This window comes from Burkholderia sp. b14 (assembly GCF_900156195.1).
Taxonomy (GTDB): Bacteria; Pseudomonadota; Gammaproteobacteria; order Burkholderiales; family Burkholderiaceae; genus Mycetohabitans.
This window is the reverse complement of record NZ_FTPJ01000003.1, coordinates 2,522,643-2,547,987: the sequence shown is the minus strand read 5'-3', so window position 1 is coordinate 2,547,987 and position 25,345 is coordinate 2,522,643. Positions and strand designations below refer to the sequence as shown.

Below are 25,345 nucleotides of genomic sequence, written 5' to 3'. Positions count from 1 at the left end.
CCTGTTGACAAGGCGATAAGACACCGATAGAATTTCATTTCTCTGCTGTTCCCCGATAGCTCAGTCGGTAGAGCGCCGGACTGTTAATCCGTAGGTCCCTGGTTCGAGCCCAGGTCGGGGAGCCAAGAAAATCAAGGGGTTGCGTTTTTACGCAACCCCTTTTTGTTTTCAGTTAGCCTTTAATATGAGACAGTGACTAATATTCCTCATAGGAAAATCTCGCCCAATCCTCCTCCTTCAATCTTGCTTAGCAATTTCACCCAACCCATCTGCTGCTAATTTCCGACGGATTCGAACTGGCGCTAATCGAACGCTGATTCGCGAGCGGCTACTGGCCCATGTAGATCGGTGCTTGACTTGATGCCCTAATTGCCAACGCGTTATCCGCCGAAAATCTAGCGATCTTGGCTTCTGGCTGTGTTCCTCTGTTCGCTTTCGGGTACCTTACGGCGCATCATCATTTTGCACGCGTGTTCCTAATTTCTTGCTGAGTTTGCCAATGTCTTGCTGAGTTTGCCAATGGACTGTGATTTGCATGCAGCGTTGAACAATCACCAGCCGGCCTATATCTGCGCTCAGGCAGTCTGCCCGCAACCGACGGCGTTAACGCTTTCACCCGGCGTCGCGTTGGCGAACCCGCTGGCCAAGCGCCCCACCACTTACCAAGATCTGCCGCACGAAGTGATTGCACGGATCGGCCACTACGTGCCCGTGCAAGACGTGATGTCATTCTCCGCCGTCGATCGGCGCACGTATCATGCGATGAGGATGAGGCGCCTCGTCTATAGCTATTGGCAACGAGCAAACCAGGCCGTAAGTCTTGAGTCAATCAAGCAACTGCTGGACGAGATGGGCGACACGCTTGCCGATCCAGCGCAGCACGCCGAACCCCTAGACGCACTGCGCCGGCGTTTGCGTGCGTTGCCTAAAGCCGGGCGTGTCGACGTATTTAAGCGTTTGTACGCGGCCGCGCAGCGTATCCCGCAGGACGGTGTACAGATACAAAAGGCGATGTTGCTCACGCATTACGATTACGATGAGCACGAATGGATGGAACTATTTGACTTTGCGCACTCGCTGGCCGAGCAGCGTGGGCCCAGGCAAGATAACGTGTGGCTGGAACTGACGCTTGGATTGTGGTCTTTCTCTATCGATACCCCTGAAACGCCTCAGTTTGCTCAGCGATATCACGCGCTCCTGGCACGGCTACCATCATTGCACGTCGCAGAACAAGCGCAGATGATTCCACTATTATCTCGTTTTTTAAAACATTTTAATAAGGCGAACCCGCGCATCCCTGAACTATATTCGACCTTATGTGAACGGGCCCGGCGACTACCGATTTTGTATCAAGGCGCGTCCGTCGGTGTGTTGGCGGATAGTGTTTGGCTATTGCCGAAAGTGGAGCAACCTGTACGATACGCGCAGATGCGCAATTGGGCGCTATCGCTGCCCAATGAGTCGTTGGGAATCGCCCTGCGATATTTGCTTGAAGGACTTTACAAGTTGTCATCTGAGCAACAGGCACAGGAGTTTGCATTGCTTGAACGCCGTTTGGCGCACGTGCCAGCGGGGCAGCGCACGCATGCGGCAATCGGGCTGCTCAAATGCGTCAGTATTATAGACGACACGCAAGCAAAACGAGTCTGGCGGCAAGGATTGAATCTACTGAATGGGGGGAGCGAAGCCGCCTTATGGGATGTACTTAGCGAGCTTCGGGACGATGGCGTGCTATTTGATTTAGAGGATCACCAATGGGAAATAGCGATGGACGAGATTACGCACTTTATGGAAGCCAACCTGTTCTCCGAGCCAGCCCGGGCGCGAATCCAAAATAGTGCTCCCTGGCTCAGAAGTATGTACGATTAGTCACAGTTTTTAGCTCAGCAGTGGATTGTAGGTCGTGACGTCAATGCGTCCGACGTCAGTATTCGGTAGACGCTTGGTTTCGCCGCCCATCCAGTTCGCTCTGAGGCGCGGCGCGCCGATCATCTCATTGGCCGCACTTTAGATTGCAAGCATCGCCGGACGGATCGCCGCGATCGGCCCGCCGCCGCCGCTCGTCCGGCGGACCATGTTGAAACTTCGGATCGGGCGCAGAAGTGGCAAACTGCATTTGCGGGTGCTCGTTGAAGCGAAACGAGTCGCTCAGGATACCGCCCGGCACACCAGGCTTGTTCTGCGCCCACGCTATGGCCGGCAGGCTTAACGCGAGGGTCGCGACGCCCGCACAGACGAGCAGGGCGACACTCGAGTGCGCGCGGCGCGCCACCGTGAGGGGGCTGACGCGGCCCACACCAGTACGGGGGCGGGACGTTGACGGAACAAAGCGACAATCGGCTGAACACACGCATGGTGGCAAAAGAAAAATGGCGGTTTCAATCAGCGCCGCACGCATGGCATGATGCCACATACTTATTGCGGCCCGCATGTGCAGCGAACTGAAGCGATAGCGTAACGGAAGAATGGCGTCGCTGCTCCATTAGCCCAAACGCCGGCTCCGATTTCACGTTACGCAGGGTTACTCGCGTCATCGGCACCGGTCGTTGCGATATTGCGGGTAAATTGAAAAAGGTACCGGTGCACCGCCCCGGGCCGCCGACTTGTTTTGGGTGACCATGACGCCGTCCTGCCTTTCGATGCCGTGCCTTGCTTTCTCCCCTACCCGACTGCCTGACGCCGCATGGACGGCGCGCGCGGCGCCCAAGCCAGCCAACGTCGTCGCCGCTGCACGAGTCCGCGCGCCGACCGCCATGCGGGCGGACATTACGATGGCTTCGTCAAACATCAAACGAACAACAACGGGGGTCGCGCTGACCACCGCTGCACTGCTGTGCTGGTGTACGATGGCCGGCGCCGAGGAGATCGGCAGCGTCAATACGAATTTCCGGATTACCGGGTCGGACCAGGTCGTGATCGAAGCCTATGATGATCCGGCTGTCAACGGTGTCACTTGTTACGTGTCGCGCGCACGTACCGGCGGGATCAAGGGCGCGCTAGGCGTTGCCGAAGATCCGACCGAAGCATCAATCGCCTGCCGGCAGGTGGCCTCCCTGCAATTCAAGACGCCGCTGCCGCTGCAAACTGACATCTTCTCGGAACGAATATCGTTGATCTTCAAGACATTGCATGTCGTGCGCATGGTCGACCGCAAACGCAATGCGCTGGTCTATTTGACCTATAGTGATCGCGTCGTATCGGGCAGTGCGAAGAACAGCGTGACGGCTGTACCGGTGCAGGGTCAGGCCATCCCGCTCAGGTAACCCGCGCTCGGTGCCTATCCCCCTGCGGTCGGCATCGAACACGCCGGACTAGCCGCTGTGCTGCGCGCGCAAACCGACGATCAGCGCGGCAAACGCCGGCCACGCGCGAGCAGGATGAATTCGGCCAATGCGAACGACGGATCAAAATGCACCGCCAGCCCATCGAAGCTCGTGCGGCAATCGCCGAGCCGATGCCAGGCCACTCTAGGTAGGTCGGCGCAGCAGGCTGCGGGTCGGCGCGCGCCGGCGACGGCGGCGCCACCCGCAACACCGATTAGTTTTGCACGCCCTTGTCGGCCGCTGCCGCGCCGCCCGTTTGCTCATTGAGCGTTTGGGCCGCGTCCCGCTTGGCCGCCTTACGTTGTTCCTTGGCCGCCTTCAACTGGCTGTGGTACTCCTGCTTGAGCGCCTTTTTGTTGGCACGGTACTCCGCGTTGGCCGCCGCGTCCGTATCGCGCTTCTGCACGAGCGGATCGACGGGACCCGGCGCGACGATACGCTGGCTGGTGCCCGTGCCACCGCTGCCCGCCGTGGAATCCGTGCCGCCGTACGCGCCCACGCCAACGGCTGCGCCAGCGGTTTCGCTGCCGCCTTGAGCCGGCGTTTGTGCAAAAGCGGCAACCGTGGCAGCCGCCAGCGCGGCGCCCAACACGATACGACGGATTTGACGAATTGCAGTCATTAGATGCCTCCCTATGAAGTCGATCAATGAAACGGCGCAAAGCCGCATGGGCAACCACTCCCACGCACCTGTCGGCCTGCCCGTGCGCGACAGCCTAGCACAGCATGCACGCGTCGGGCCCTTGAACTGACCCGCGCGGGAGCGAGAGGTTCGCCACGGTTTTGATTGTTACCTACCGTTTTGCTTACCAGCGTTTGCTTACAACCGGTGATCGACCCCGTCATTTCGTATTGCGGACACACCCAACTGGGGCTCTTCTCAGTAAACTGTGCTGTTAAGATGAACCATTACCTTTCGATCCGTTTTTAATGACAAATCTCAGTACTGCTCAGGTACACCATCACGGCAAGTCTACGCTCGCTCATCATGCGACTGAGACAGCACGCCTGGCAGCGCCGCTCGCCATCGCGCAACTGTCACAAATGGCGATGGGCGTCACCGACACAATACTGCTCGGCTCGCTGGGTTCCGACGCGCTGGCGGCCGGCGGACTCGGCGCCATGCTATTTTTCACCATCATGACCCTGCTGCAAGGCGTGCTCCAGTCGGTCAGCGTGACGGTCGCACAAGCGCGCGGCGCCCAGGCAGCGCATCGCGTGCCGTCGATTTACTGGACGGGTCTTGCGCTATCGCTGGTGCTGGCGGTGCCGGCGTTCGTGCTGCTGAGCTTTGCGACACCTCTGCTGGTGGCGGCAGGTCAGCCGTCGGCGTTGGCCGAACAAGTGGGCCAATACGCGCGCATGTTGCGCTGGGCGGCGCTGGGCAGCCTGATCGGCATCGGCATGATGCGCGCGTTCCTGCCGGCGATCGGCGCAGCGCGACGGCTGTTGTGGGTATCGATAGGGGGCGTCATGTTGAACGGCTTCCTAAACTACGGGTTAATCCATGGCGCGTGGGGCTTGCCGCGTATGGGGTTTCTCGGCTCCGCGGCGGCCACGACGATCACGATCTGGCTGACCGCGCTCGTGCTGCTCGCGCTGTTGCACCTACCCGAACGATTCCGGCATTTCGTCGCCGGCTCGCGTCGCCCGCGCTGGTCCGTGATGTCCGAGTTGCTCGCAGTCGGCTGGCCGGTCGCCGTAACGTACGGTGCCGAGACGATGCTATTCCTCGCGACGAGCCTGGCGGTGGGCACACTCGGTGCAGCCGCCCTCGCGGCGCACCAGATTGCGCTGAATGTCGCATCGGTCACTTTCATGGTGCCGCTCGCCATTGCGCAGGCCGCCAATGTCCGGGTCGGGTACTGGGCAGGCGCACGCCATCTCGTTGAGGCACGTCGCGCCGGGGTCGTCGCGCTGGCGCTGGGAGGTAGCTTTATGGCAGCGTGCGGCACCGTGATGACGTGGATGCCGCATGGCATCATCGCGCTTTATCTAAACCCGCACGAACCGTCCAATGCGGCGACCATCTCGCTGGCTGCGTCGCTGCTGACGGTGGCGGCCGTGTTTCAGGTCGTGGACGGACTGCAAACCGTCGGAGCCGGCTGCCTGCGTGGACTGCGCGACACGCGCGTGCCGATGCTGCTGGCCGCCACCGGCTACTGGGGTATCGGCTATCCGACCGGCTATTGGCTCGCCTTTTATGCGGGCCTGGGCGCGAAGGGATTATGGTGGGGTCTGGCCGCGGGTCTGGCCACGGTTGCATGCCTGATGGTCGCCCGGTTTTACTGGAAAAGCCGGGCGCTCGGACGTGACACCGCGGCATAAAGGCGTGGCAGATCGCAACGGCGGCGCCCGCACGAGCGCGCACACCGACCAGCAGGCCAGATCGGAGCAAACGTGAGCGCAAGCGAGTGCCAAACCACGGGCCTTCCGGCTCGCACCTGGTTCCCCCGGAGGCGCCAACCGGCCGCGGCGACACGCATGGCCGTGGTCGGCGCAGCGGCACGGCGGCGGGCGATGCTGTCGGCCATGCTGTTGCTCGCGATGTCATCGATCCTGTGTGCCGGCTGCACGATGCCTTTGCCGCAGGCTGGCACGCATGCGGCGCCAGTAACCCGTGCGCTGTCTGGCGACACCGTCACGCCACTGTCGCGCGCCGTGCAGGCGGCCTCGTTGGCCCATGGCGGCCTGGACGGATTCCGCTTGCTCGCCGACGGCACCGACGCACTGCAGATGCGCGTCGCCCTCGCGCACGCGGCCACGCGCACATTGGATCGCACGTAATGTGCTCACCGGCTTGCTTTTCTTCTTGCCGCTACGTGATCAACTGTGAACGGCCACCGCGGCAACCTTGTCCTATCACCATGGACCTCGTGTCCGCACTTCTGGAGCATAAAATGACAGAAAACGTCAGGATGGAACGCGACACGTTTGGCGCCATCGCCGTGCCTGCGGACCGGCTGTGGGGAGCGCAAACTCAACGATCGCTGCAACATTTCAAGATTTCCACAGAGAAGCAGCCATCGGAGTTGATTCACGCACTGGCGATCGTCAAGCGCGCCGCAGCGGAAGTCAACCAAGCGCTTGGCGTGCTGCCCGCCGATAAGGCACGCGCGATCATTGCCGCGGCAGACGAGATCCTCGCCGGCGAGCACGCGGCGCAATTCCCGCTGACGGTCTGGCAAACGGGCTCGGGTACGCAAACCAACATGAACCTGAACGAGGTAATCGCCAACCGCGCGAGCGAGTATCTGGGCGGTGAACACGGCGAGGCGCGCCTGGTGCATCCGAACGACGACGTAAATCGCGGCCAGTCGTCCAACGACGTGTTCCCGACCGCAATGCATATCGCCGCCGCACAAGGCATCGCAACGCGGCTCAAACCAGCGCTAATCAAGCTGCGCGACACGCTCGCGCACAAGTGCGCCGCTTTCGCCGACATCGTGAAGATTGGCCGCACGCACCTGCAGGATGCCACGCCGCTGACGCTGGGCCAGGAATTTTCAGGCTACGTCGCCCAGCTCGATCAGGGGATGCGCCATCTGGACGCGACGCTGCCCCATCTGTACGAACTCGCGCTTGGCGGCACCGCAGTCGGCACCGGATTGAACGCCCATCCGCAATTCGCGCAAAAGGTCGCCGCGGCAATCGGCCGGCTCACCGGACTGCCGTTCACCACCGCGCCGAACAAGTTCGAGGTGATGGCCGCCGCCGACGCGCTGGTGGCCGCGCACGGCGCGCTGAAAACGATCGCCGCAAGTCTGATGAAGATCGCCAATGACATCCGCTGGCTCGCGTCGGGACCCCGCTGCGGGTTGGGTGAGCTCACGATCCCCGAAAACGAGCCGGGCAGCTCGATCATGCCGGGCAAGGTCAATCCAACACAGGCAGAGGCGCTAACGATGCTGTGCTGCCAAGTCTTCGGCAACGACGTCGCCGTTAATTTCGGCGGCGCGAGCGGCAATTTCGAACTCAACGTTTTCCGGCCAATGATCGCGCACAATGTGCTGCAATCGATCCGGCTGCTGACGGACGGCATGCTGAGCTTCAACGATCACTGCGCAATCGGCATCGAGCCCAATCGGGCACGAATCGACGCGCTGCTCAACGAGTCGCTGATGCTGGTCACCGCGCTAAACCCCCACATCGGCTATGACAAGGCAGCACAAATTGCCAAGAAGGCACACCACGAAGGCACCACGCTGAAGGCCGCCGCGCTGGCGCTCGGCTATCTGACCGCTGAGCAGTTTGACGAGTGGGTCCGACCGCGGGACATGGTCGGCGCGCGTGGCTAGCCGGCCGCACCGCCGGTGCTCACGCGGTAGCCCTAAGCTTGCGTGCCGCCATCGGTCAATTCCTCGGGCTTAAGCTCGACAATCGCATCGAGCGCCTGCCTGACGTCCATGGCGGTCACGTAGAATAGTGCATTCGCCGTTTCCAGTCACTTTTCCCTGGCCGGGTCCACAACCCGGCGCCAGACCATGGATGCACCGTACCTGTCTATTCTCAAGGATCTGCTCGAACGCGGCACGCTCAAGAGCGACCGCACCGGCACGGGCACGCGCTCACTGTTCGGCGTGTCATACCGGCATGACTTATCCACTGGCTTCCCGCTGCTGACCACCAAGAAACTGCACGTGCGCTCGATCCTGCACGAGTTGCTATGGTTCCTGCGCGGGGACACGAACATTCGCTACCTGCATGAGAACGGTGTGACGATCTGGGACGAATGGGCCACGTCCGACGGCGAACTCGGCCCCGTGTACGGCGCGCAGTGGCGGTCCTGGCCCAATCCCGATGGCACCCGAACCGACCAGGTGCAGGCGCTGCTCGACTCGCTGCGCACGAAGCCGGACAGCCGCCGGCACATCCTCAACGCATGGAATGTGTCGTTCCTACCCGACGAGTCGAAGTCCCCGGTGCAAAACGCGCTCGCGGGCCGCATGGCGCTGCCGCCGTGCCACATCCTGTACCAGTTCTACATTGCCGACGGCAAGCTGAGCTGCATGTTGACCCAGCGCTCCGGCGACTGGTTTCTCGGCATTCCATACAATTGCGCATCGGTGGCGTTTCTGACCCATATGATCGCGCAGCAACTCGGCTTGCAGCCCGGCGAAATCGTCCACTCGATCGGCGACGCCCACTTATACCTGAACCACGTCGAACAGGCCCAGCTGCAGCTCACCCGCACGCCGCGGCCGCTGCCTCGGCTGATCATCAAGCGACAGCCGGACACCCTGTTCGCCTACCGCTTCGAAGACTTCGAGATCGCCGGCTACGATCCACACCCCCATATTGCCGCCCCGATCGCTGTGTAGACAGACAGCGCCGGGACCTGAGCGGCCCCGGCCCGGGCCGGCCGGCGGCGTCAACCGCGATTGCCGTGCTCATACCCGCCGCCACTCGCCGCATGCGGATTCGCGCGGCGTGGTGGCACGGGCTGCGGCCGCTTGAGTCGAAGGATCAACTGAACCGAGCAGTCGGCTACAATCGGGCATGCGCGGCCCGCCCTCGCGCACCCTGCTTGTTTAACTGACGGTGGATCGATGACGACGCTTTGCCTGATCGTCGCGCGCGCACGCAACGGCGTGATCGGACGCGACAACGCGCTGCCCTGGCAGCTGCCCGAGGATCTTGCGCACTTCAAGCGCACCACGATGGGTGCACCGCTGATCATGGGACGCAAGACCCACGAGTCGATTGGACGCGCGCTGCCAGGCCGCCGGAACATCGTCGTGACGCGCGATGCGGCGCGACGCTTCGATGGCTGCGACACCGTCACGAGCCTGGACGCGGCGCTTGCGCTGTGCGAAACGCTGCATGCGCCAATTGCGTACCTGATCGGCGGCGCTCAGTTGTATCGCGAAGGGATCGGGCGCGCCAGGCGACTGATTGTCACCGAGATCGATCACGCGTTCGAAGGCGACGCGACGTTTTCCGCGCCGTCACCGCAGCACTGGCGGGAGGTGTCGCGCGAAACGCATCGCGCGAGCCCACCGAACGACTTCAACTACGCGTTCGTCGAATACGAAAGAATCCGCTGACCCGCCGCGCGACTCACTGGCCGGCAATCGTCATCTGCTCGATTAGCACCGAGCCGGTTTCCTTCGTGCCACGCACGATCTTATCGGCGCCGATCGCGACGATTTGCGCAAACATCTGTTGCAGCGTGCTGGCGACCGTGATCTCTTCGACCGGATACTGAATCTCGCCATTCTCGACCCAGAATCCGGACGCGCCACGCGAGTAGTCGCCCGTGACATAGTTCACCCCCTGCCCCATCAACTCGGTCAACAGCAGACCGGTGCCGAGCTTGCGCAACATCGCGCGGAAATCGTCGTCGTCGCGCGTGAGCGTGCTGGTCAATGACAGATTGTGCGAACCGCCGGCATTACCGGTGGTCTTCATGCCCAGCTTGCGCGCCGAATACGTCGACAGGAAGTATCCCTGTACGATGCCGTCGCGCACGACGTCACGCCGCGTGGTGCGCACGCCCTCTTCGTCAAACGGTGCACTGCCCAGCGCGCGGGGCACATGCGGATCCTCACACACCTGCACGTGCGGCGCGAATACGGGCTTGCCGAGCGAATCGGTCAGGAAGCTCGTCTTGCGATACAACGCCCCGCCGCTGGTCGCCTGCACGAACGCACCGAGCAGGCCAACGGCGAGCGGCGCTTCGAACAATACCGGGCATTTGCGGGTATCGAGCCGGCGTGCGCCGATACGCGCTAGCGCACGCTCGGCAGCATAGCGGCCCACGGCCTCGGGCGTGGACATTTCCGCTGCGCAGCGGCGCGTCGTGTACCAGTCGTCACGCTGCATCTGCTGGCCACTGCCGGCAATCGGCGCGCAGGCGATATAGTGCCGAGAGTACGGATAGCCGCCGAGAAAGCCGTGCGAGGTGGCCAGTACGAACTGCGAATGCTGCGCGGATACGCTCGCGCCTTCGCTATTGCGGATCCGCGGGTCGGTGTCGAAGGCCGCCTGTTCGGCGCGGCGCGCAATCTCGACCGCGTCGTCGGCATGCAGCTCCCACGGGTGGAACAAATCCAAATCCAGCGGATGCCTCTCGAGCAGCTCCGCTTCGGCGAGCCCGGCGCAGTTGTCCTCCGCGGTGAACCGCGCGATGTTGTACGCGGCTGATACCGTATCGCGCAGCGCCGCCGGCGAAAAATCGGACGTGCTCGCATTGCCGCGCTTGCTGCCGATGAATACGGTCACCCCCATCGTCTTGTCGCAGTTGTGCTCGATTGTCTCGACCTCGCCTCGCCGTACCGACACCGATAAGCCGTCGCCCTCCGAGATCTCAGTCGCGGCATCGGTTGCGCCGAGCGCCTTTGCGTGTCGCAGGATATCCGCCGCGATGTCCTTCAGTTGCGCCTGGGTGTGCGGAAACACGCGCTGGTGTGCTGCCATGTCAGTTCGATCCTCGGTTTTCATGATGCGATCATAACAAGCCGTTTGCCCAACCGCGAGGACGGCACGCGACACGCGCTAAAATACGCGCATGACGCGCAAGACACGAACCACGGCGGCGACCCAGCCGCAACCGCTCGCCGACCATCAGGGCGGCCGCGATGACACACGGCCGAGCAAATCGCAACTCAAACGGGAAATGACGGCGCTGCAGGCGCTGGGCGCCGAGATAGTTGAGCTGCCCAAGGATGCGTTCAAGCGCATGCCGTTACCCGAGGACCTAGCTGACGCGGTACGCGAAACACGCCGCATCACGGACCATGAGGGTAAGCGACGGCAATTGCAATATGTGGGGCGGCTGATGCGCGGGCTGCCGGACACCGACGTGGCAGCGCTGCGCACCGCGCTGGACACCTACAACGGCACGAACAAAGCCGAGACGGCGCGATTGCACTGGATCGAGCGCACCCGCGCGCAATTGCTCGCGAGCGACGAGGCACTCACCGAGTTTCTGCGCGCCCATCCGGGCGCCGACGTCCAGCAAGGCCGCACGCTGATCCGCAATGCGCGGCGCGAGGCGGTCCAAAGCAAGCCGCCGCGCTATTTCAGAGAACTGTTCCAGTGGATCAAAGAGGTAGCCGGTGATTCGGATCCACGCGCAGAACACGCCGGGGTCCCCGCTTCTTCCGACGACGAGCAAGATGATGACGACACCGCATGACCGTGCCGACAAACTAATCGTCGGCCTGGTTTCGATCAGCGACCGCGCCAGTGCCGGGGTCTACGAGGACCAGGGCATCCCCGCGCTACAGGCATGGCTGAGCGACACGCTCACGATTCCGTGGCAGGCACACGCGCGGCTGATCGCCGACGATGCAACCACCATCTCACGCACGCTGATCGAACTCGTGGATGAGGCCCACTGCAACCTCGTGCTCACCACCGGCGGCACCGGCCCCGCCCGGCGCGACGTCACGCCGGAGGCGACGCTGGCGGTGGGCACCCGGACGATGCCCGGTTTTGGCGAGCAAATGCGCCAGATCAGCCTGCATTTCGTGCCGACGGCGATTCTGTCGCGCCAAGTGGCGGTCATTCGCGAAACGGCCGATCACGCGGCGCTGATCGTGAACCTGCCCGGCCAGCCAAAGTCGATCCGTGAGACGCTCGAGGGAGTGCGTGACGCGCAAGGGAACGTGATCGTCAATGGCATCTTCGCCGCCGTGCCGTACTGCATCGACTTGATCGGCGGCCCGTATATCGAAACCGACCCGGCGCATGTGGCCACATTCCGGCCCAAGAGCGCGATCCGGCAAAAGCCGCCGGCCGCAACCTGAGCGCGGGCCGCGCGGTACCGACCGGCTCGGCCCGCGCAGCCGACTCAACCGACTTCAACCTGCGAAGCCGGCGCGTCAGCCCACCTGCGGCATCGCGGCGGCGTCGGACGCGCGCAGGAAATGCTCACGATAGTACTTCAACTCGTCGATCGACTCATGAATGTCGGCCAGCGCGGTATGCAATGCGCGCTTCTGGAATCCCTTGTAGACTGTTGGCTGCCAGCGGCGGCACAACTCCTTCAGCGTGCTCACGTCGAGATTACGATAGTGAAAGAATGCCTCCAATTCTGGCATCCAGCGCGCCATGAAACGACGGTCCTGGCAAATCGAGTTGCCACACATCGGCGACTTGCCAGCCGGCACGTATTGCGACAGAAACGCGAGCAATTGCGCGGCCGCGTCGGCTTCGGTGACCGACGATGCGCGAACCCGTTCGATCAGGCCCGAGCGGCCATGCGTACTCTTGTTCCATTGGTCCATCGCATCCAGCGTCGAATTTGACTGATGGATCGCTAGTACCGGACCTTCGACGACCACCGCCAAGTTCGAATCGGTGACCACCACCGCGACTTCGAGGATCCGGTCGGTGTTCGGCAGCAAGCCGGTCATCTCCATATCCAGCCAGATCAGGTTGAATTCGCTCTTGGCCAACATGGGCTGGCCGCCGGGTTGCTGCAGGTCGGGACTCATTCAAACGCCTTAAAATGAATTTCTCGCTATTTTGCCCGAAGCGACGCAGCGGCGACACCCGCAGCGAACGTGCGAGAATAGGCGCATTACAGCGTTCCCACGGATAACGGATGTTTACAATCCTCTTTGTCGTCGCGCTCGTCGCGATGATTGCCACCCGGCTGTGGCTCGCGAGCCGACAGATCCGGCACGTCGCCAACCATCGTCATGCGGTCCCCGACGGGTTCCGCGACACGATCTCGCTGCAGGCCCACCAGCGCGCAGCCGACTACACGGTGTCGCTGACACGGCTCGCCATGCTGGAACTCGGCGTGAGTGGCGCATTGCTGGTCGCGTTGACGTTATTGGGCGGCCTGCAATGGTTGGATACCCTGCTCAGTGGATGGCTGGGTCGCGGATATGCGGGTCAGATTGCACTGGTGGCCACGGTCGCCGCCATCATGGGACTCGTCGATTTGCCGTTCGATTATGCGCGGCACTTTGTCATCGAAGCACGGTTCGGCTTCAACAGGATGTCGCGCAAGCTTTTTTTTGCCGACCTGGTGAAGGGAACATTGCTCGGCGCGCTGTTTGGCCTGCCGCTGTTGTTCGTCGTGCTGTGGCTGATGCAGCAGGCCGGCGCGATGTGGTGGATTTGGGCGTGGCTCGTCTGGGTCGCGTTCAGCGTCGGCGTGCTGGTCCTGTATCCGAGCGTGATCGCGCCACTGTTCAACAAGTTCGAGCCGCTGACCGACGTATCGCTGCGTGAGCGCATCGAATCGTTGATGCACCGTTGCGGCTTCGCCGCCAAAGGGCTGTTTGTGATGGACGGCAGCCGGCGCTCCGCGCATGGCAATGCCTACTTTACCGGCTTTGGCGCAGCCAAGCGGATTGTGTTCTTCGACACGCTGCTCAGCCGACTCGATGGCAGCGAGATCGAGGCGGTGCTAGCGCACGAACTCGGTCATTTCAAGCACCGGCACGTGCTTAAGCGCATGATCATCACCTTTGCATTGTCATTCGCGCTGCTCGCGTTGCTCGGCTGGCTCGCCCAACGTCCGTGGTTCTACACGGGCCTGGGCGTTACGCCGTCGATGACCGGCTCAAACAACGCGCTTGCATTGATCCTATTTTTTCTCGTGATGCCGGTCTTCCTGTTTTTTGTGACGCCGCTCACCAGCCTATCGTCGCGCAAGCATGAGTTTGAGGCCGACGCCTTCGCTGCGACGCAGGCACGCGCACAGGATTTGATCAGCGCGCTGGTCAAGCTCTATCAGGACAATGCATCGACGCTGACGCCCGACCCGGTCTACTGCGCGTTCTATTATTCCCATCCGCCCGCGGCGCAGCGCATTGAGCGGCTGCTGGCACGCGCACGCACATGAGCGGCCGCTCAGTACGCGGCGCACCGCGTCGCACGGGCCCGGCAGCAACACAACGCGGCGGCGATCACGACCGAATAGCGGGCCCCAGCAAGGGCCGGGTCATCGCCGCACATGGCCGGCATTATGTGGTTCAGCCTGACAGGGGCGGTTCGCTACTGCAGTGCTTTCCACGCGGTAAAAAGAGCGAAGTCGCCGTTGGCGACCGCGTCAGCTTCGAGGCGACATCCGCGGACCAGGGGGTCATCGTCGCGACCGATGCGCGACGCAATCTGCTGTTTCGCTCGGACCAGTTCAAATCAAAGCGCTTTGCGGCCAACCTCGATCAGTTACTGATCGTACTGGCCACCGAACCGCATTTCAGCGAGGATTTGCTCGGCCGCGCACTGGTGGCCGCCGAAGCCCATCAACTCGAGCCGGTGGTGGTACTAAACAAAGCCGACTTGCTTGCCGCGCTGCCGCTTGCCCGCAAACGCGTCGCATTCTACGCGGCACTCGGCTACCGGGTCGTCGAGGTGTCCGCGACCGGTGCCGCCGATGCCACGCACGCCACACTCGCACCGCTACTCGCGCATCGCGCTACCCTGCTGCTCGGCCAGTCCGGTATGGGCAAGTCAACGCTGGTGAATCTGCTGGTGCCGCACGCAAACGCCACGACGCGCGACATTTCATCGGCGCTGAACAGCGGCCGCCATACCACTACGTTCACTCGCTGGTATACGTTACCGAACGGCGGGGCATTGATCGACTCGCCAGGTTTCCAGGAGTTCGGACTGTATCATTTGACCGAGGGACAACTCGAACGCGCCTTTCCCGAATTCCGCCCGCTGCTCGGCGGTTGTCGTTTTTACAATTGCCATCATGTGCACGAACCGGGCTGTGCGATACTGGACGCGGTGGCACAAGGCCACATCGCGCCGACGCGCCATGCGTTGTATGCGCAACTGCTGCACGAAGCAAGCCAGGTGGTGCGATAGCGCGCACTGCCCACGCTGTGGCGAAAAGCTCGAAGCGCAATTCACGCTGTGCTGGCCGTGCGGCACCCCTCGCGATCCACGCGACGGTTGGTTGATGCAGCCGGTGCGTCACGAGCCGCTCGCCTAGCCGACCCACACCGCCACAGTCAGCATCAGCAATAGCAGCATCCACAGGATGACGGCGCGCCAGACGAGGCCCACCGCCGATTGCAATGTCCGCGGCGTGCAATCCTCGCCCACCGGTACCGGGCCGACATCGGTGGAGAACAGCGCGTCGACGCTGGACGGCTCGGCCAGCGGACCCGCCAGCCGCGCCCCCAGTGCGCCACCGCCGGCGGACAGCAACACATCCTCGTTCGGATCCGGCCACTGCTGCGTGGTATTGCGCCAAGCGTAAATCGCGTCCTCAAAGTTGCCTACGATCGCGAAACCCATGGCGGTCAGCCGAGCCGGTAGCCAGTCGATGACAAAAAACGCCTGCCGCGCAAAGGCGGCAAAGGCTGGCGTGCGGTCCGATACCGTATCGTTCCAGGTCCGCGCCAAATGCTCAGCCACCCGATAGAGGATGGCGCCGGCAGGTCCGATCGGCACGACAAACCAGAAGAACACGCCAAAAACATGCCGGTGCGACGCGATCACCGCGCGAATCAGCGTATGGCGCACGATCTCGCTGACTGGCATGTCGACCGTGTCCAGGCCGGTCCACTGCGCGAGGACTTCACGCGCGCGCGGCACGTCATCGTTGTTCAGTGCGAGATGGATATCGGTGAAATAATGGCTGAACTGCCGGAAGCCAAGTGTCAAATAGACGATCACCACATTCCAAAGGAACGCCAGTACGAAACTGATCCGATACAACAGGTAGTAGATCAGCGCGACCGCCAGCGTCCATGGAACAACGACGGAAAGCCACGCAAGCAGCCCGTGCTTGCGCTTGCCGGCATCGAACGCTTGCGCCGCACTGGTCGCGTGATAGTGAAGCAGCATCGACACGGGATTGTGCGGCGACAGCGCCCGCAACTGTTCAATAATCAGAGCCAGCAATACGGAAAAAAAGGTCATGCGCAGCGCCGTAATACGGTTTGGTACAAGAGTACCGATGAAGATGGCGTAAAGATAGCACAGTGCCTCGGCTCAACGGTCATTGATCTGGAACTTGTTACGTAGACGCGATAGACAGCAGTTGGACAACGCTGGTCACGGCAAGACACAGCCGTGCGCACACGGCGGGACGCCGGCTGCTATGCGGCCAGAAACCGATACAGGTTGCGCAGCATGCCTGCAGTGGCGCCCCAGATGAAATAGTCACCGCGGCCGTCCAGTCGTGGATACGGCATCGCAAAAAAACGGCGCTCCGCATTTTCCGAACGAAAAACGCGTATTTGATGATGGGACGGATCCATCAGGAAGGCGAGCGGCACCTCGAAAATCTCTGCCACTTCATAGCCGTCGGCCACCGTCGAAAAGGGCGGATGGACCAAGCCGACGACCGGTGTGACGCGAAATCCCGTGCCGGTCAGGTACTCGGGCAACGTCCCCAACACCTCGACGCGATCCCCCGGCAGGCCAACTTCTTCCCGTGCCTCACGCAAGGCCGTCGCGGTCGCGTCTGCGTCATCGGGCTCGCGTCGCCCGCCCGGAAAACTGACTTGCCCGGCATGGTCGGTCAGCATGTCTCCGCGCTGCGTCAACAATACCGTGACAGCGTCGCGAATCACCAACGGCACCAGCACCGCGGCCTGCCGCGGGTCGCCGTGCGCCCACCGCACCTCATGCGGCTCCGCAGTCCAGCGCAGTTCCTGCTGGAACCGCTCGCGCAGGCCGCGCGGCGTCAACCGGCCCGGGGCAACCGGCGCCAAGGGCGTATCGCTCGACTCAACGGGCAGCAGCTCAGGATTGAAGATCGGCCGGCTCATGGTGCAATAGGATCACCAACGAAAAAAGCACCCCGGCGGGGGTGCTTTTTCCAGTGCTGTGCTTAATTGTGGGACGCTGGGCGTTCCTTATACGACAGCTTTTCTTTGATCCGAGCGGACTTGCCCGAACGCTCGCGCAGGTAGTACAGCTTCGCACGGCGTACGTCGCCACGGCGCTTCACGACAATGCCGGCGATCAGTGGCGAGTACGTTTGAAACGTCCGCTCGACGCCTTCACCCGACGAAATCTTGCGGACGATGAACGACGAGTTCAGGCCACGATTGCGCTTCGCGATCACCACGCCTTCATACGCTTGTACACGCTTGCGATTGCCTTCGACCACGTTCACGTTGACTACGACCGTGTCACCCGGTGCAAAGGCCGGGATGGTCTTGCCCGCGAGCACGCGCTCGATTTCTTCCTGCTCGAGTTTTGCAATCAGATTCATGACTGACTCCTGTAACCATCTTGCCGGCGTTTTCTTACCCCGATCACGATCAAGGTCCCGGTAGAGGATGGGTTGACTTCCGGCAGCCGGCTTCGGCCACCGCCTTGCCCTCGCACACCAGCCATCAATGTTCCGATGTCACGAGAGTTGCGAGCCATGCCTCATCGGCACGGCTCAACATCTTGTTACGCCGGGCGCGCTCGATCAGGTCGGGGCGCTTGGCCAGCGTATTGCGCAGCGCCTCGCGACGCCGCCACTGTTCAATCTGCGCATGATGCCCGCCGAGCAGCACGTCCGGCACCCGCACACCCTCATATTCCTCCGGGCGCGTGTAATGCGGGCAGTCAAGCAGCCCATCGACGAAGCTGTCCTGCACAGCCGACTGCGCATCGTTCAATACGCCAGGCAACTGCCGAATCACCGCGTCCATCAGGGCCATCGCAGGCAACTCACCGCCCGACAGCACGAAATCGCCGAGACTCACTTCATCGTCCACCTCGCGATCGATCAGCCGCTGGTCGATCGCCTCGTATCGGCCGCACAACACGATCAACCCGGGCAACGCCGCATACTCGATCACCTTGGCGTGGTCTAGCGGTCGGCCTTGCGGCGACATCAGCACGACGCGCGCGCGATGCGGCGGTGACCCAGCCCCACCCGCGCATTGTGCCCCTCGGGCAGCGGCGATCGCATCGGCGAGCGGCCGGGCCAGCATCACCATGCCTGGACCACCGCCGTACGGACGATCATCGATCGTCCGGTAGTTGTCCGTCGTGAAGTCGCGGGGATTCCACGTGCGCAACGTATAACGCTGTTGCTTAGCGGCCCGGCTGGTAATCCCCCAGTCGGTCAAAGCGCGAAACATTTCCGGGAACAGCGTGATGACATCAAATTGCATCGCGCGCTCCATCAATAATCGGCTCCCCAGTCGACCACGATGCGGCGGTCCGACGGATCGACCGTTTTCACGTAAGCGTCGACAAACGGAATCAGCCGCTCCGCCTTCGTGGCGCGCCCGTCCTGCCCGACCTCGTCGTACTCCACGCGCAGGATGGAGTGCGCGCCGTTATCCATCAGGTCCACGACCTGGCCCAGCGCGTCACCGGACTCGTTGACGACCGCCAAGCCGATCAAATCAACCCAGTAGTACTCGTCACGCCCGAGCGCCGGAAAATCCGCGCGGCGCACGTGCACCGTAGCACCGCGCAGCGCGAGGGCCTGATCGCGATCCGCGCACCCGGCAAGTTGCACAACTACGGTAGCGCTATGCGCCTTGCTCGACACAACCTGTGCCGCACGACACACGCCACCCTTGACGAGCCACCACGATCTTGCACGCAGCAGCGCACCGCCACTCGAACCGACGCCGGCATGCGGCGTGATCTTCAACCACCCCTTGACGCCGTAGGCATCGACGACCGCACCGACTTCAATCGCGTCGTCCGGCAACGACGCCACGCTCTCAATGCCGGACTCGGACGAACCCGCACGGCCGCCACCCTTCACCGGACGACGCACAAAATGGCCGAATGACACAGGCCGGGGCAACGACACACGGGTTGACATCTGCTCACATTCCAGCGTTTGACCGTTCGCGCACCACACTCCGACAGATGCCGCGATACCGCACTGGGCAAATGCCGACGGCCTGCATTCAGCGGGTTACGCGGACGGTTGTGCAGCTTGCGCCTGCTTGACCAGGCGGGCCACGGTCGGCGACAGCTGCGCGCCGACGCCTCGCCAGTACGTCAGGCGGTCTTGCGCGATGCGCAGCGATTCGCCCTTTGTCGCGACCGGATTATAGAAACCGACGCGCTCAATGAAACGGCCATCGCGGCGATTGCGCGAATCGGTTGCAATGATATTGTAGAACGGGCGCTTCTTCGAGCCGCCACGAGCCAAGCGGATGATGACCATGCTGTGTCCTTACCTAAATAGCCTGGGTATTGACCAGCAACACCCGGGTTTTCGATCTGCCGAAACGCGCGATTATAACCTGAAAATAGCGCTCTAACAAATACTTACCGTGTCGGTGATGGTGCTGGTGGCCGGCGTACTTGCGTACCATCCCGCCACGGCGCGGCCCGTAGACGCGATCCGGATACCGCCGGTCAGCCGTTGCCTGACACGATGGCGTGCGGTATCTCGGCGGTGTCGCGGATCGTGCGCCTGGACAGCACCAAGGTCGGCTACTGCGTCGCGCGGGTAACCTCGACGATGCCAGCGCCATCTATCGCGTCACCTACGCGAGGCGCTAACGGCGCGACGTACAATATCGACTCTGTCATCGTATTCCTGTCCGCCATGTCCCTCTCTTCCCGCATGCGGTCCGACGGCCGCGTGCCGCCGGCCCCGCCACCCCAGTTCAAGTCCAAGACCCGCGCCGCCCTTGCCGCGTTCCTGCTCGGTTCGCTTGGCGCACATCGGTTCTACCTGTATGGTCCGCGCGACGCGCTGGCGTACTTGCATATTGCCGCGACGGCGCTCGGCGTCGTCGGCGTGCAATGGCTCGTCGCGACGCAGCGAACATCGGTCGCCGGGTGGGGGCTATCGGTGCCCGGTGCTGTCTCGCTCCTGACCGCGTTCCTCGCCGCGATCGTCTATGGCCTGCAGCCGGACGATAAGTGGGACGCCCGCTTCAACCCACACGGCAACCGCCGGAACCGTTCCGGCTGGGGTGTCGTGTTCGTTGTGATCCTGTCGCTGTTCATCGGCGCGATGTTGCTGATGGGCGCGCTGGCGTTAGCGTTCCAGACCTACTTCGAAGCCACGGTCCAGCCGCTGAGCCGTGTCGGCCTCGGCGCGCTAGCTTGATCGCGTGCTCGCTTGATCGCGGCGCCGCTCATGACGGCGCCGCGCATCAGTCAAACAGGCTCATCTGGGCATCGCCGCGAGAATCGGCCGCGGATCTAGCGACGTGACGGCGGGCGGTGCGCGCCGCGGGCGGCGCGAACGCGGACATGTCCAACGTCCCGTGCCGACGCCTGGTGAACCCCAACTTGCGCGCCGCCCGTTCAAAACGCTGCTTGAGCAGCTCGGCCCACGCTCCCTGGCCCTTCATTCGTGTGCCGAACGACGCGTCATAATCGTTGCCGCCGCGCATCTCGCGGATCCGGTTCATCACACGCTCGGCTCGGCCAGGGAAATGCGCATCAAGCCATTGCTTAAACAGCGGCGCGACTTCCCAAGGCAGTCTCAATACGATATAGGACGCGCTGCTCGCACCCGCCTGTGAGCAAGCGTCGAGCACCCGCTCCAGATCCGGTTCGGTGATGAACGGAATAACCGGCGCAATGCTGACCCCTACCGGAATACCTGCATCGGCCAGCGTCCGGATCGTGCGCAGCCGGCGCGACGGCGTCGCGGCCCGCGGTTCGAGGGTGCGCGCAACGTCGGCATCCAACGTGGTGACCGTTATCGCGACCAACGCCTGCCCACGGTGCGCCATCGGTGCGAGCAGATCGATGTCCCGTTCGATCAGCGAGGACTTCGTGATCGCTGCCACCGCATGCCGATGCCTGTCCAAGACATCGAGCACGCGCCGGGTGATCCGCAGATCCCGTTCGACCGGCTGATAGGCGTCGGTGTTGACCCCCAGCGCGATCGGCTCGGGCACATAGGACGGCTTGGCCAGTTCGGCGTGCAACAACTCGGGCGCATTGACTTTCGCATAGATACGGCTCTCGAAATCTAGGCCAGGCGACAACCCGAGGTAGCTGTGCGTGGGCCGCGCGAAGCAATAAATGCAGCCGTGCTCGCAGCCTCGGTACGGATTCAGCGATACGCTGAATGGAATATCGGGCGATGCATTGCGCGTCAGAATGCGCTTTGCCCGCTCGTTGAACACGCGTGTCTTCAGTGGTGCGATGACATCGCCGTCGCAATCGGCGGCCACGTGCAGCCAGCCGTCGTCCACCGGTTGCCTCTCGTCCACCTCGTAGCGGCCCGCAATGTTCGTGATGGCACCGCGGCCTTTATGTGGCCGCAGTGGCACCACTGGCAACGCATCATCAGCAGGCGATTTCATTAGTTCGCGCGACTCAATACTGTATAAAAATACAGTATCACTCACCCGCCGCAATCGTCAACGTCTCCTTGATTTCCTCCATCACGACATAGCTTTTGGACTGCACCGCCCCGGGCAATTGGAGCAGGATGTCCCCCAATAACTTCCGATAGTCGGACATCTCGCCAATGCGCGCCTTGATCAAATAGTCGAACTCGCCGGAGATCAGGTGGCACTCCAATACCTGCGCAATGCGCTCGACCTCACGCCGGAACTGGCCGAACATGTTGCCGCTTTTGTGATCCAGCGTGATCTCGACGAAGACGAGCAGACCGGCGCCAAGCTTGGCCGGATTCACCCGAGCATAGTAGCCGGTGATCACACCGTCGCGCTCCATACGCCTGACGCGCTCGATACACGGCGTAATCGACAAACCGATACGCTCAGCAAGGTCCTTCATCGCCATGCGCCCGTCGGCCTGCAACAGGTTCAATATCTTGCGGTCGAGCTTATCGAGCGCTCGCACGGGTTGCCTCTGCGTTCTCATGATTAGTTACTAAAAAAACATAAAAATAAAATAACAACAACTGGATAACTCGCAATAGGATAGGCGCATTTACTATCCATTTGCCGACTTGCAGTACTGAGTCGGGATTCAAGCGAATCGGAGCATCGCATGCGTGTCATCGTCCTGGGCAGCGGCGTGGTCGGCGTAGCAAGCGCCTATTACCTAGCGCGGGCAGGTCATGAAGTCACCGTGGTCGACCGCGAGTCGGGCCCCGCGCTGGAGACCAGCTTCGCCAACGCCGGCCAAATCTCGCCGGGCTATGCCGCGCCGTGGGCAGCGCCGGGGGTGCCGCTGAAGGCGCTCAAATGGATGTTCCAGCAGCACGCGCCACTGGCCATTCGACTCGATGGCAGCGCATTCCAGCTCAAATGGATGTGGCACATGCTGCAGAACTGTACCGCCAGCCGGTACGCAACCAACAAGAGCCGGATGGTGCGGCTAGCCGAGTACAGCCGCGACTGCCTACAAACGCTGCGCGCACAGACCGGCATCGCGTATGAGGGGCGCCAAGGCGGCACACTGCAGGTGTTCCGCACGCAGGCGCAGTTGGACGGCGCCGCGAAGGACATCGCGGTACTCGAAGAGGCAGGCATTCCGTATGAACTGTTGTCGAGCGCCGAGTTGGGCAAAGCCGAACCGGCGCTGCAGCGCGTCGCTCCCAAGTTAACCGGCGGATTGCGGCTGCCCAACGACGAAACCGGTGATTGTCAGCTTTTCACGATGCGACTGGCACAATTGGCCATGTCGCTGGGCGTGCAATTCCGGTTCAACACGCCAATTGACTCGCTCGCCATCGCCGGCGGCCGGATCGCCGGCGTGCAATGCGGCTCCGAATGGCTGCGCGCCGACGCCTACGTGGTCGCGCTGGGCGCATATTCGACCCGCCTGCTGGCCGGCATCGTCAAGGTCCCGGTTTATCCGCTCAAAGGCTATTCGATCACTGCACCGATTGTCGACGCTGCCCGTGCGCCGGTATCGACCGTGCTGGACGAGACGTACAAGATTGCTATCACCCGGTTCGACGACCGGATCCGCGTCGGCGGCATGGCCGAAATCGTCGGTTTCGATACGTCGCTGCGCGATGCGCGCCGCCGCACGCTCGAAATGTGCGTCAACGACCTGTTCCCGGGCGGCGGCGACACGGTGCAGGCAAGCTTTTGGACCGGCTTGCGGCCGATGACCCCCGACGGCACACCGATTGTCGGCCGCACGCCGATGCCCAATTTGTTTCTCAATACCGGTCACGGCACGCTTGGCTGGACCATGTCGTGCGGATCGGGGCAACTGCTCGCCGATCTGATGTCCGGCAAACGACCCGCGATCCAGGCCGACGACCTATCCATGCATCGCTATCTCACCGACGGGGCCGGCTCGCGCCGCCCCGCTTACGCCAGCGCGTGAGCGCGCAGGTCCGCAGCCGCCGATCGATCATGAGCATCCTGTCATTGACGGGCGGAACATAACGCATCGCTGCCCGCCCGGTTAAAGTGTAGTGTCGTCATATGGCAGCGCAGAAACGACAAAGGGCGCACGATGCGCCCTTCTGCCACGCTCTGTCGCGCGTGCATCACGCGACGTGCCAGCCGCTCATAGCGCGTTAACCAGTTCTGGCACCAACGTGAACAGATCGCCTACCAGGCCATAGTCGGCAACGCTGAAAATCGGTGCCTCCGGATCTTTGTTGATCGCCACGATGACCTTGCTGTCCTTCATGCCGGCCAAGTGCTGGATCGCACCGGAAATCCCTACCGCGATGTACAGTTGCGGCGCAACAATCTTGCCGGTCTGCCCCACCTGGTAGTCGTTCGGTACGTACCCCGCGTCAACTGCCGCGCGCGAAGCGCCCAGCGCGGCGCCGAGCTTGTCGGCCAGCGGCTCAAGCACTTGCGTATAGTGTTCGCCGCTGCCCAGCCCCCGTCCGCCTGACACGATGATCTGCGCGCTGGTCAATTCCGGGCGCTCCAGCTTGGTCAACTCGCGGCTCACGAAGCTCACGCCGGGCGCTGCCGGCGCCGCGTCGATCGCCTGCACCGGCGCGCTGCCGCCGTCGGCGGCGACCGGATCGAACGCCGTGCCTCGTACCGTGATGACCTTGATCGGATCCGCCGATTGCACCGTTGCAATGGCATTGCCAGCATAGATCGGTCGCTCGAAAGTGTCCACGCTCACCACGGCCGTGATGTCGCTCAGTTGCGCAACGTCCAACTTAGCGGCAAGACGAGGCGCCACGTTCTTGCCGTATGCGGTCGCCGGCAGCACGATGTGTGTGTATTCGCGCGCGATCGGCAGCACCGTTGCCTCGACGTTCTCCGCCAATCCTTCGCCGAGCTGCGGCGCATCAGCCAGCAGCACCTTCGCGACCCCGGCCACGTTGGCCGCCGCGTCGGCCGCGCCGCGCGCGTTGTGCCCCGCCACTAGCACGTGGATTTCGCCGCCCAGTTTCTGCGCGGCCGCTACTGTGTTCAGCGTCGCTGCCTTGAGCGCCGCGTTGTCGTGTTCTGCAATGACCAGTATCGTCATGTCTGCCTCTTTGCGCGTTGTGCGTTACAGTACTTTTGCTTCGCTCTTGAGCTTGTCGACCAGCGTGGCGACATCCGGCACCTTCACGCCTGCGCTGCGCTTGGGCGGCTCGGCCACCTTCAGCGTTTTAAGCCGCGGCGCCACGTTCACGCCCAAGGTCTGCGGCGTCACGGTCTCCAGCGGCTTTTTCTTCGCCTTCATGATATTGGGTAACGTCACATAACGCGGCTCGTTCAGCCGTAGGTCAGTGGTCACCACCGCCGGCAGCGTCAATGACAGCGTCTCGGCGCCGCCGTCCACTTCACGCGCCACCGTGGCGCGGCCACCTTCGACCGTCACCTGTGAGGCAAACGTGGCCTGCGGCCAGCCAGCCAGCGCGGCCAGCATTTGCCCGGTCTGATTCGAGTCGTCATCGATCGCCTGCTTACCCAGGATCACGAGTTGCGGCTGTTCCCGCGCGACCAGCGCGTTGAGCAACTTAGCAACCGCCAGCGGCTGCAACTCCTCTTGGGCTTCGATCAGGATCGCTCGGTCCGCGCCGATCGCCAGCGCGGTGCGCAGCGTCTCTTGGCACGCCGGCACCCCTGCCGATACGGCAATCACTTCCGTGGCCACGCCCGCTTCCTTTAACCGCACTGCCTCTTCCACCGCGATCTCGTCGAACGGGTTCATCGACATCTTTACATTCGCCACGTCCACGCCCGTGCCGTCCGATTTCACGCGGACCTTCACGTTGTAGTCGACCACTCTCTTGACCGGCACAAGAACTTTCATTCCACGCT

Annotated in this window: 28 protein-coding genes and 1 tRNA gene; 14 read left to right on the top strand and 15 right to left on the bottom strand. The window is 62.6% G+C overall.

Translation table 11 applies throughout. From position 1 onward, the window contains the following. Positions 1 to 49: 49 nt before the first annotated feature. Both B0B13_RS16220 and B0B13_RS16215 read left to right on the top strand, forming a co-directional pair. A tRNA-Asn gene (locus B0B13_RS16220) sits at positions 50 to 125 on the top strand. Between the two features lie 394 nt (positions 126 to 519). Beyond that, entirely contained in the window at positions 520 to 1,869 is a 1,350-nt protein-coding gene (locus B0B13_RS16215) for an F-box protein (RefSeq protein WP_237573812.1), read from the top strand. A gap of 124 nt (positions 1,870 to 1,993) precedes the next feature. Here the strand turns inward: B0B13_RS16215 and B0B13_RS16210 are convergent, their stop codons facing one another. Then, positions 1,994 to 2,242, bottom strand: a complete 249-nt coding sequence (locus B0B13_RS16210) for a hypothetical protein (protein ID WP_139337485.1) — start codon at positions 2,240 to 2,242, stop codon at positions 1,994 to 1,996. Positions 2,243 to 2,846: 604 nt separating this feature from the next. Here B0B13_RS16210 and B0B13_RS16200 point away from each other — a divergent pair. Further along, entirely contained in the window at positions 2,847 to 3,263 is a 417-nt protein-coding gene (locus B0B13_RS16200) for a CreA family protein (RefSeq protein ID WP_139337484.1), read from the top strand. Between the two features lie 80 nt (positions 3,264 to 3,343). Here B0B13_RS16200 and B0B13_RS19600 read toward each other — a convergent pair whose 3' ends face one another. Further along, on the bottom strand, positions 3,344 to 3,466 hold the full coding sequence (locus B0B13_RS19600) for a hypothetical protein (RefSeq protein WP_255785427.1): 123 nt from the start codon (positions 3,464 to 3,466) through the stop codon (positions 3,344 to 3,346). A 71-nt stretch (positions 3,467 to 3,537) separates the two neighbouring features. Then, positions 3,538 to 3,945, bottom strand: a complete 408-nt coding sequence (locus tag B0B13_RS16195; RefSeq protein WP_076797081.1) for a hypothetical protein — start codon at positions 3,943 to 3,945, stop codon at positions 3,538 to 3,540. A gap of 308 nt (positions 3,946 to 4,253) precedes the next feature. Here B0B13_RS16195 and B0B13_RS16190 point away from each other — a divergent pair, with 308 nt between their 5' ends. The 5 genes from B0B13_RS16190 (at position 4,254) to B0B13_RS16170 (ending at position 9,370) form a co-directional block, all read left to right on the top strand. Next, complete coding sequence (locus B0B13_RS16190; protein ID WP_076797080.1) at positions 4,254 to 5,651, top strand: MATE family efflux transporter; 1,398 nt, start codon at positions 4,254 to 4,256, stop codon at positions 5,649 to 5,651. Positions 5,652 to 5,807: 156 nt separating this feature from the next. After that, on the top strand, positions 5,808 to 6,110 hold the full coding sequence (locus B0B13_RS16185) for a hypothetical protein (RefSeq protein ID WP_212667371.1): 303 nt from the start codon (positions 5,808 to 5,810) through the stop codon (positions 6,108 to 6,110). A 113-nt stretch (positions 6,111 to 6,223) separates the two neighbouring features. Then, positions 6,224 to 7,621: a class II fumarate hydratase gene (gene fumC, locus B0B13_RS16180; protein ID WP_076797396.1), complete on the top strand. Its 1,398-nt coding sequence runs from the start codon at positions 6,224 to 6,226 to the stop codon at positions 7,619 to 7,621. Positions 7,622 to 7,807: 186 nt separating this feature from the next. Beyond that, positions 7,808 to 8,644: a thymidylate synthase gene (locus B0B13_RS16175; RefSeq protein ID WP_076785254.1), complete on the top strand. Its 837-nt coding sequence runs from the start codon at positions 7,808 to 7,810 to the stop codon at positions 8,642 to 8,644. Between the two features lie 228 nt (positions 8,645 to 8,872). Then, positions 8,873 to 9,370 carry a dihydrofolate reductase gene (locus tag B0B13_RS16170; RefSeq protein WP_076797079.1) on the top strand — a complete coding sequence of 166 codons (498 nt, stop codon included), beginning with the start codon at positions 8,873 to 8,875 and terminating at the stop codon, positions 9,368 to 9,370. A 13-nt stretch (positions 9,371 to 9,383) separates the two neighbouring features. Here the strand turns inward: B0B13_RS16170 and pmbA are convergent, their stop codons facing one another. Next, the gene (gene pmbA, locus B0B13_RS16165) at positions 9,384 to 10,766 is read right to left on the bottom strand and encodes a metalloprotease PmbA (RefSeq protein WP_370643178.1); all 1,383 of its coding nucleotides are present in this window, start codon (positions 10,764 to 10,766) and stop codon (positions 9,384 to 9,386) included. A gap of 67 nt (positions 10,767 to 10,833) precedes the next feature. On the opposite strand from pmbA, the gene yjgA reads away from it, so the two are divergent. Both yjgA and mog read left to right on the top strand, forming a co-directional pair. Then, positions 10,834 to 11,463: a ribosome biogenesis factor YjgA gene (gene yjgA / locus B0B13_RS16160; RefSeq protein ID WP_076797077.1), complete on the top strand. Its 630-nt coding sequence runs from the start codon at positions 10,834 to 10,836 to the stop codon at positions 11,461 to 11,463. Further along, positions 11,444 to 12,076 carry a molybdopterin adenylyltransferase gene (gene mog / locus B0B13_RS16155; protein WP_370643177.1) on the top strand — a complete coding sequence of 211 codons (633 nt, stop codon included), beginning with the start codon at positions 11,444 to 11,446 and terminating at the stop codon, positions 12,074 to 12,076. The genes yjgA and mog overlap by 20 nt, the downstream gene beginning before the upstream one ends. 75 nt (positions 12,077 to 12,151) lie before the next feature. Here the strand turns inward: mog and orn are convergent, their stop codons facing one another. Next, entirely contained in the window at positions 12,152 to 12,766 is a 615-nt protein-coding gene (gene orn / locus B0B13_RS16150) for an oligoribonuclease (RefSeq protein ID WP_076785259.1), read from the bottom strand. A 110-nt stretch (positions 12,767 to 12,876) separates the two neighbouring features. Between orn and B0B13_RS16145 the strand changes: the two genes are divergently transcribed. Next, positions 12,877 to 14,130, top strand: coding sequence for a M48 family metallopeptidase (locus B0B13_RS16145; protein WP_076797075.1), 1,254 nt, complete (start codon positions 12,877 to 12,879; stop codon positions 14,128 to 14,130). After that, on the top strand, positions 14,127 to 15,104 hold the full coding sequence (rsgA, locus tag B0B13_RS16140; RefSeq protein ID WP_235090141.1) for a ribosome small subunit-dependent GTPase A: 978 nt from the start codon (positions 14,127 to 14,129) through the stop codon (positions 15,102 to 15,104). Before B0B13_RS16145 ends, rsgA begins: the two co-directional genes overlap by 4 nt. A 123-nt stretch (positions 15,105 to 15,227) precedes the next feature. On the opposite strand, the gene B0B13_RS16135 is transcribed toward rsgA, so the two are convergent. From B0B13_RS16135 to rpsP, 6 genes are all read right to left on the bottom strand, one after another. Next, entirely contained in the window at positions 15,228 to 16,166 is a 939-nt protein-coding gene (locus B0B13_RS16135) for a CobD/CbiB family protein (protein ID WP_076785261.1), read from the bottom strand. 179 nt (positions 16,167 to 16,345) lie between these two features. Further along, entirely contained in the window at positions 16,346 to 17,020 is a 675-nt protein-coding gene (locus tag B0B13_RS16130; RefSeq protein ID WP_076797074.1) for a CoA pyrophosphatase, read from the bottom strand. A 62-nt stretch (positions 17,021 to 17,082) separates the two neighbouring features. Further along, positions 17,083 to 17,469 carry a 50S ribosomal protein L19 gene (gene rplS / locus B0B13_RS16125; protein WP_076797073.1) on the bottom strand — a complete coding sequence of 129 codons (387 nt, stop codon included), beginning with the start codon at positions 17,467 to 17,469 and terminating at the stop codon, positions 17,083 to 17,085. Positions 17,470 to 17,593: 124 nt separating this feature from the next. Continuing rightward, positions 17,594 to 18,367, bottom strand: coding sequence for a tRNA (guanosine(37)-N1)-methyltransferase TrmD (gene trmD, locus B0B13_RS16120; protein WP_076787311.1), 774 nt, complete (start codon positions 18,365 to 18,367; stop codon positions 17,594 to 17,596). Between the two features lie 11 nt (positions 18,368 to 18,378). Then, positions 18,379 to 19,035 carry a ribosome maturation factor RimM gene (rimM, locus tag B0B13_RS16115; protein WP_076797394.1) on the bottom strand — a complete coding sequence of 219 codons (657 nt, stop codon included), beginning with the start codon at positions 19,033 to 19,035 and terminating at the stop codon, positions 18,379 to 18,381. Positions 19,036 to 19,131: 96 nt separating this feature from the next. Beyond that, positions 19,132 to 19,386, bottom strand: a complete 255-nt coding sequence (gene rpsP, locus B0B13_RS16110; protein WP_076797072.1) for a 30S ribosomal protein S16 — start codon at positions 19,384 to 19,386, stop codon at positions 19,132 to 19,134. A 405-nt stretch (positions 19,387 to 19,791) separates the two neighbouring features. On the opposite strand from rpsP, the gene B0B13_RS16105 reads away from it, so the two are divergent. Next, on the top strand, positions 19,792 to 20,283 hold the full coding sequence (locus B0B13_RS16105; RefSeq protein WP_076797393.1) for a TM2 domain-containing protein: 492 nt from the start codon (positions 19,792 to 19,794) through the stop codon (positions 20,281 to 20,283). A gap of 46 nt (positions 20,284 to 20,329) precedes the next feature. Here B0B13_RS16105 and B0B13_RS16100 read toward each other — a convergent pair whose 3' ends face one another. Further along, positions 20,330 to 21,496, bottom strand: a complete 1,167-nt coding sequence (locus tag B0B13_RS16100) for a PA0069 family radical SAM protein (RefSeq protein WP_076797071.1) — start codon at positions 21,494 to 21,496, stop codon at positions 20,330 to 20,332. 37 nt (positions 21,497 to 21,533) lie between these two features. Then, on the bottom strand, positions 21,534 to 22,022 hold the full coding sequence (locus tag B0B13_RS16095; RefSeq protein ID WP_076797070.1) for an Lrp/AsnC ligand binding domain-containing protein: 489 nt from the start codon (positions 22,020 to 22,022) through the stop codon (positions 21,534 to 21,536). 129 nt (positions 22,023 to 22,151) lie between these two features. Here B0B13_RS16095 and B0B13_RS16090 point away from each other — a divergent pair, with 129 nt between their 5' ends. Beyond that, positions 22,152 to 23,444, top strand: a complete 1,293-nt coding sequence (locus tag B0B13_RS16090; RefSeq protein ID WP_076797069.1) for a D-amino acid dehydrogenase — start codon at positions 22,152 to 22,154, stop codon at positions 23,442 to 23,444. A gap of 186 nt (positions 23,445 to 23,630) precedes the next feature. Here the strand turns inward: B0B13_RS16090 and B0B13_RS16085 are convergent, their stop codons facing one another. Beyond that, positions 23,631 to 24,563, bottom strand: a complete 933-nt coding sequence (locus B0B13_RS16085) for an electron transfer flavoprotein subunit alpha/FixB family protein (RefSeq protein WP_076785266.1) — start codon at positions 24,561 to 24,563, stop codon at positions 23,631 to 23,633. 24 nt (positions 24,564 to 24,587) lie between these two features. After that, positions 24,588 to 25,337 (bottom strand): electron transfer flavoprotein subunit beta/FixA family protein, encoded by a 750-nt coding sequence (locus B0B13_RS16080; RefSeq protein WP_076785267.1) that lies wholly within the window; start codon positions 25,335 to 25,337, stop codon positions 24,588 to 24,590. Between the last annotated feature and the right edge of the window lie 8 nt (positions 25,338 to 25,345).

Coding starts and splice junctions, on each gene's coding strand:
- B0B13_RS16215 (WP_237573812.1), top strand. CDS start 520: ATGGACTGTGATTTGCATGCAGCGTTGAACAATCACCAGCCGGCCTAT.
- B0B13_RS16200 (WP_139337484.1), top strand. CDS start 2,847: ATGGCCGGCGCCGAGGAGATCGGCAGCGTCAATACGAATTTCCGGATT.
- B0B13_RS16195 (WP_076797081.1), bottom strand. CDS start 3,945: ATGACTGCAATTCGTCAAATCCGTCGTATCGTGTTGGGCGCCGCGCTG.
- B0B13_RS16190 (WP_076797080.1), top strand. CDS start 4,254: ATGACAAATCTCAGTACTGCTCAGGTACACCATCACGGCAAGTCTACG.
- B0B13_RS16185 (WP_212667371.1), top strand. CDS start 5,808: ATGGCCGTGGTCGGCGCAGCGGCACGGCGGCGGGCGATGCTGTCGGCC.
- fumC (WP_076797396.1), top strand. CDS start 6,224: ATGACAGAAAACGTCAGGATGGAACGCGACACGTTTGGCGCCATCGCC.
- B0B13_RS16175 (WP_076785254.1), top strand. CDS start 7,808: ATGGATGCACCGTACCTGTCTATTCTCAAGGATCTGCTCGAACGCGGC.
- B0B13_RS16170 (WP_076797079.1), top strand. CDS start 8,873: ATGACGACGCTTTGCCTGATCGTCGCGCGCGCACGCAACGGCGTGATC.
- pmbA (WP_370643178.1), bottom strand. CDS start 10,766: ATGAAAACCGAGGATCGAACTGACATGGCAGCACACCAGCGCGTGTTT.
- yjgA (WP_076797077.1), top strand. CDS start 10,834: ATGACGCGCAAGACACGAACCACGGCGGCGACCCAGCCGCAACCGCTC.
- mog (WP_370643177.1), top strand. CDS start 11,444: ATGATGACGACACCGCATGACCGTGCCGACAAACTAATCGTCGGCCTG.
- orn (WP_076785259.1), bottom strand. CDS start 12,766: ATGAGTCCCGACCTGCAGCAACCCGGCGGCCAGCCCATGTTGGCCAAG.
- B0B13_RS16145 (WP_076797075.1), top strand. CDS start 12,877: ATGTTTACAATCCTCTTTGTCGTCGCGCTCGTCGCGATGATTGCCACC.
- rsgA (WP_235090141.1), top strand. CDS start 14,127: ATGAGCGGCCGCTCAGTACGCGGCGCACCGCGTCGCACGGGCCCGGCA.
- B0B13_RS16135 (WP_076785261.1), bottom strand. CDS start 16,166: ATGACCTTTTTTTCCGTATTGCTGGCTCTGATTATTGAACAGTTGCGG.
- B0B13_RS16130 (WP_076797074.1), bottom strand. CDS start 17,020: ATGAGCCGGCCGATCTTCAATCCTGAGCTGCTGCCCGTTGAGTCGAGC.
- rplS (WP_076797073.1), bottom strand. CDS start 17,469: ATGAATCTGATTGCAAAACTCGAGCAGGAAGAAATCGAGCGCGTGCTC.
- trmD (WP_076787311.1), bottom strand. CDS start 18,367: ATGCAATTTGATGTCATCACGCTGTTCCCGGAAATGTTTCGCGCTTTG.
- rimM (WP_076797394.1), bottom strand. CDS start 19,035: ATGTCAACCCGTGTGTCGTTGCCCCGGCCTGTGTCATTCGGCCATTTT.
- rpsP (WP_076797072.1), bottom strand. CDS start 19,386: ATGGTCATCATCCGCTTGGCTCGTGGCGGCTCGAAGAAGCGCCCGTTC.
- B0B13_RS16105 (WP_076797393.1), top strand. CDS start 19,792: ATGCGGTCCGACGGCCGCGTGCCGCCGGCCCCGCCACCCCAGTTCAAG.
- B0B13_RS16100 (WP_076797071.1), bottom strand. CDS start 21,496: ATGAAATCGCCTGCTGATGATGCGTTGCCAGTGGTGCCACTGCGGCCA.
- B0B13_RS16095 (WP_076797070.1), bottom strand. CDS start 22,022: ATGAGAACGCAGAGGCAACCCGTGCGAGCGCTCGATAAGCTCGACCGC.
- B0B13_RS16090 (WP_076797069.1), top strand. CDS start 22,152: ATGCGTGTCATCGTCCTGGGCAGCGGCGTGGTCGGCGTAGCAAGCGCC.
- B0B13_RS16085 (WP_076785266.1), bottom strand. CDS start 24,563: ATGACGATACTGGTCATTGCAGAACACGACAACGCGGCGCTCAAGGCA.
- B0B13_RS16080 (WP_076785267.1), bottom strand. CDS start 25,337: ATGAAAGTTCTTGTGCCGGTCAAGAGAGTGGTCGACTACAACGTGAAG.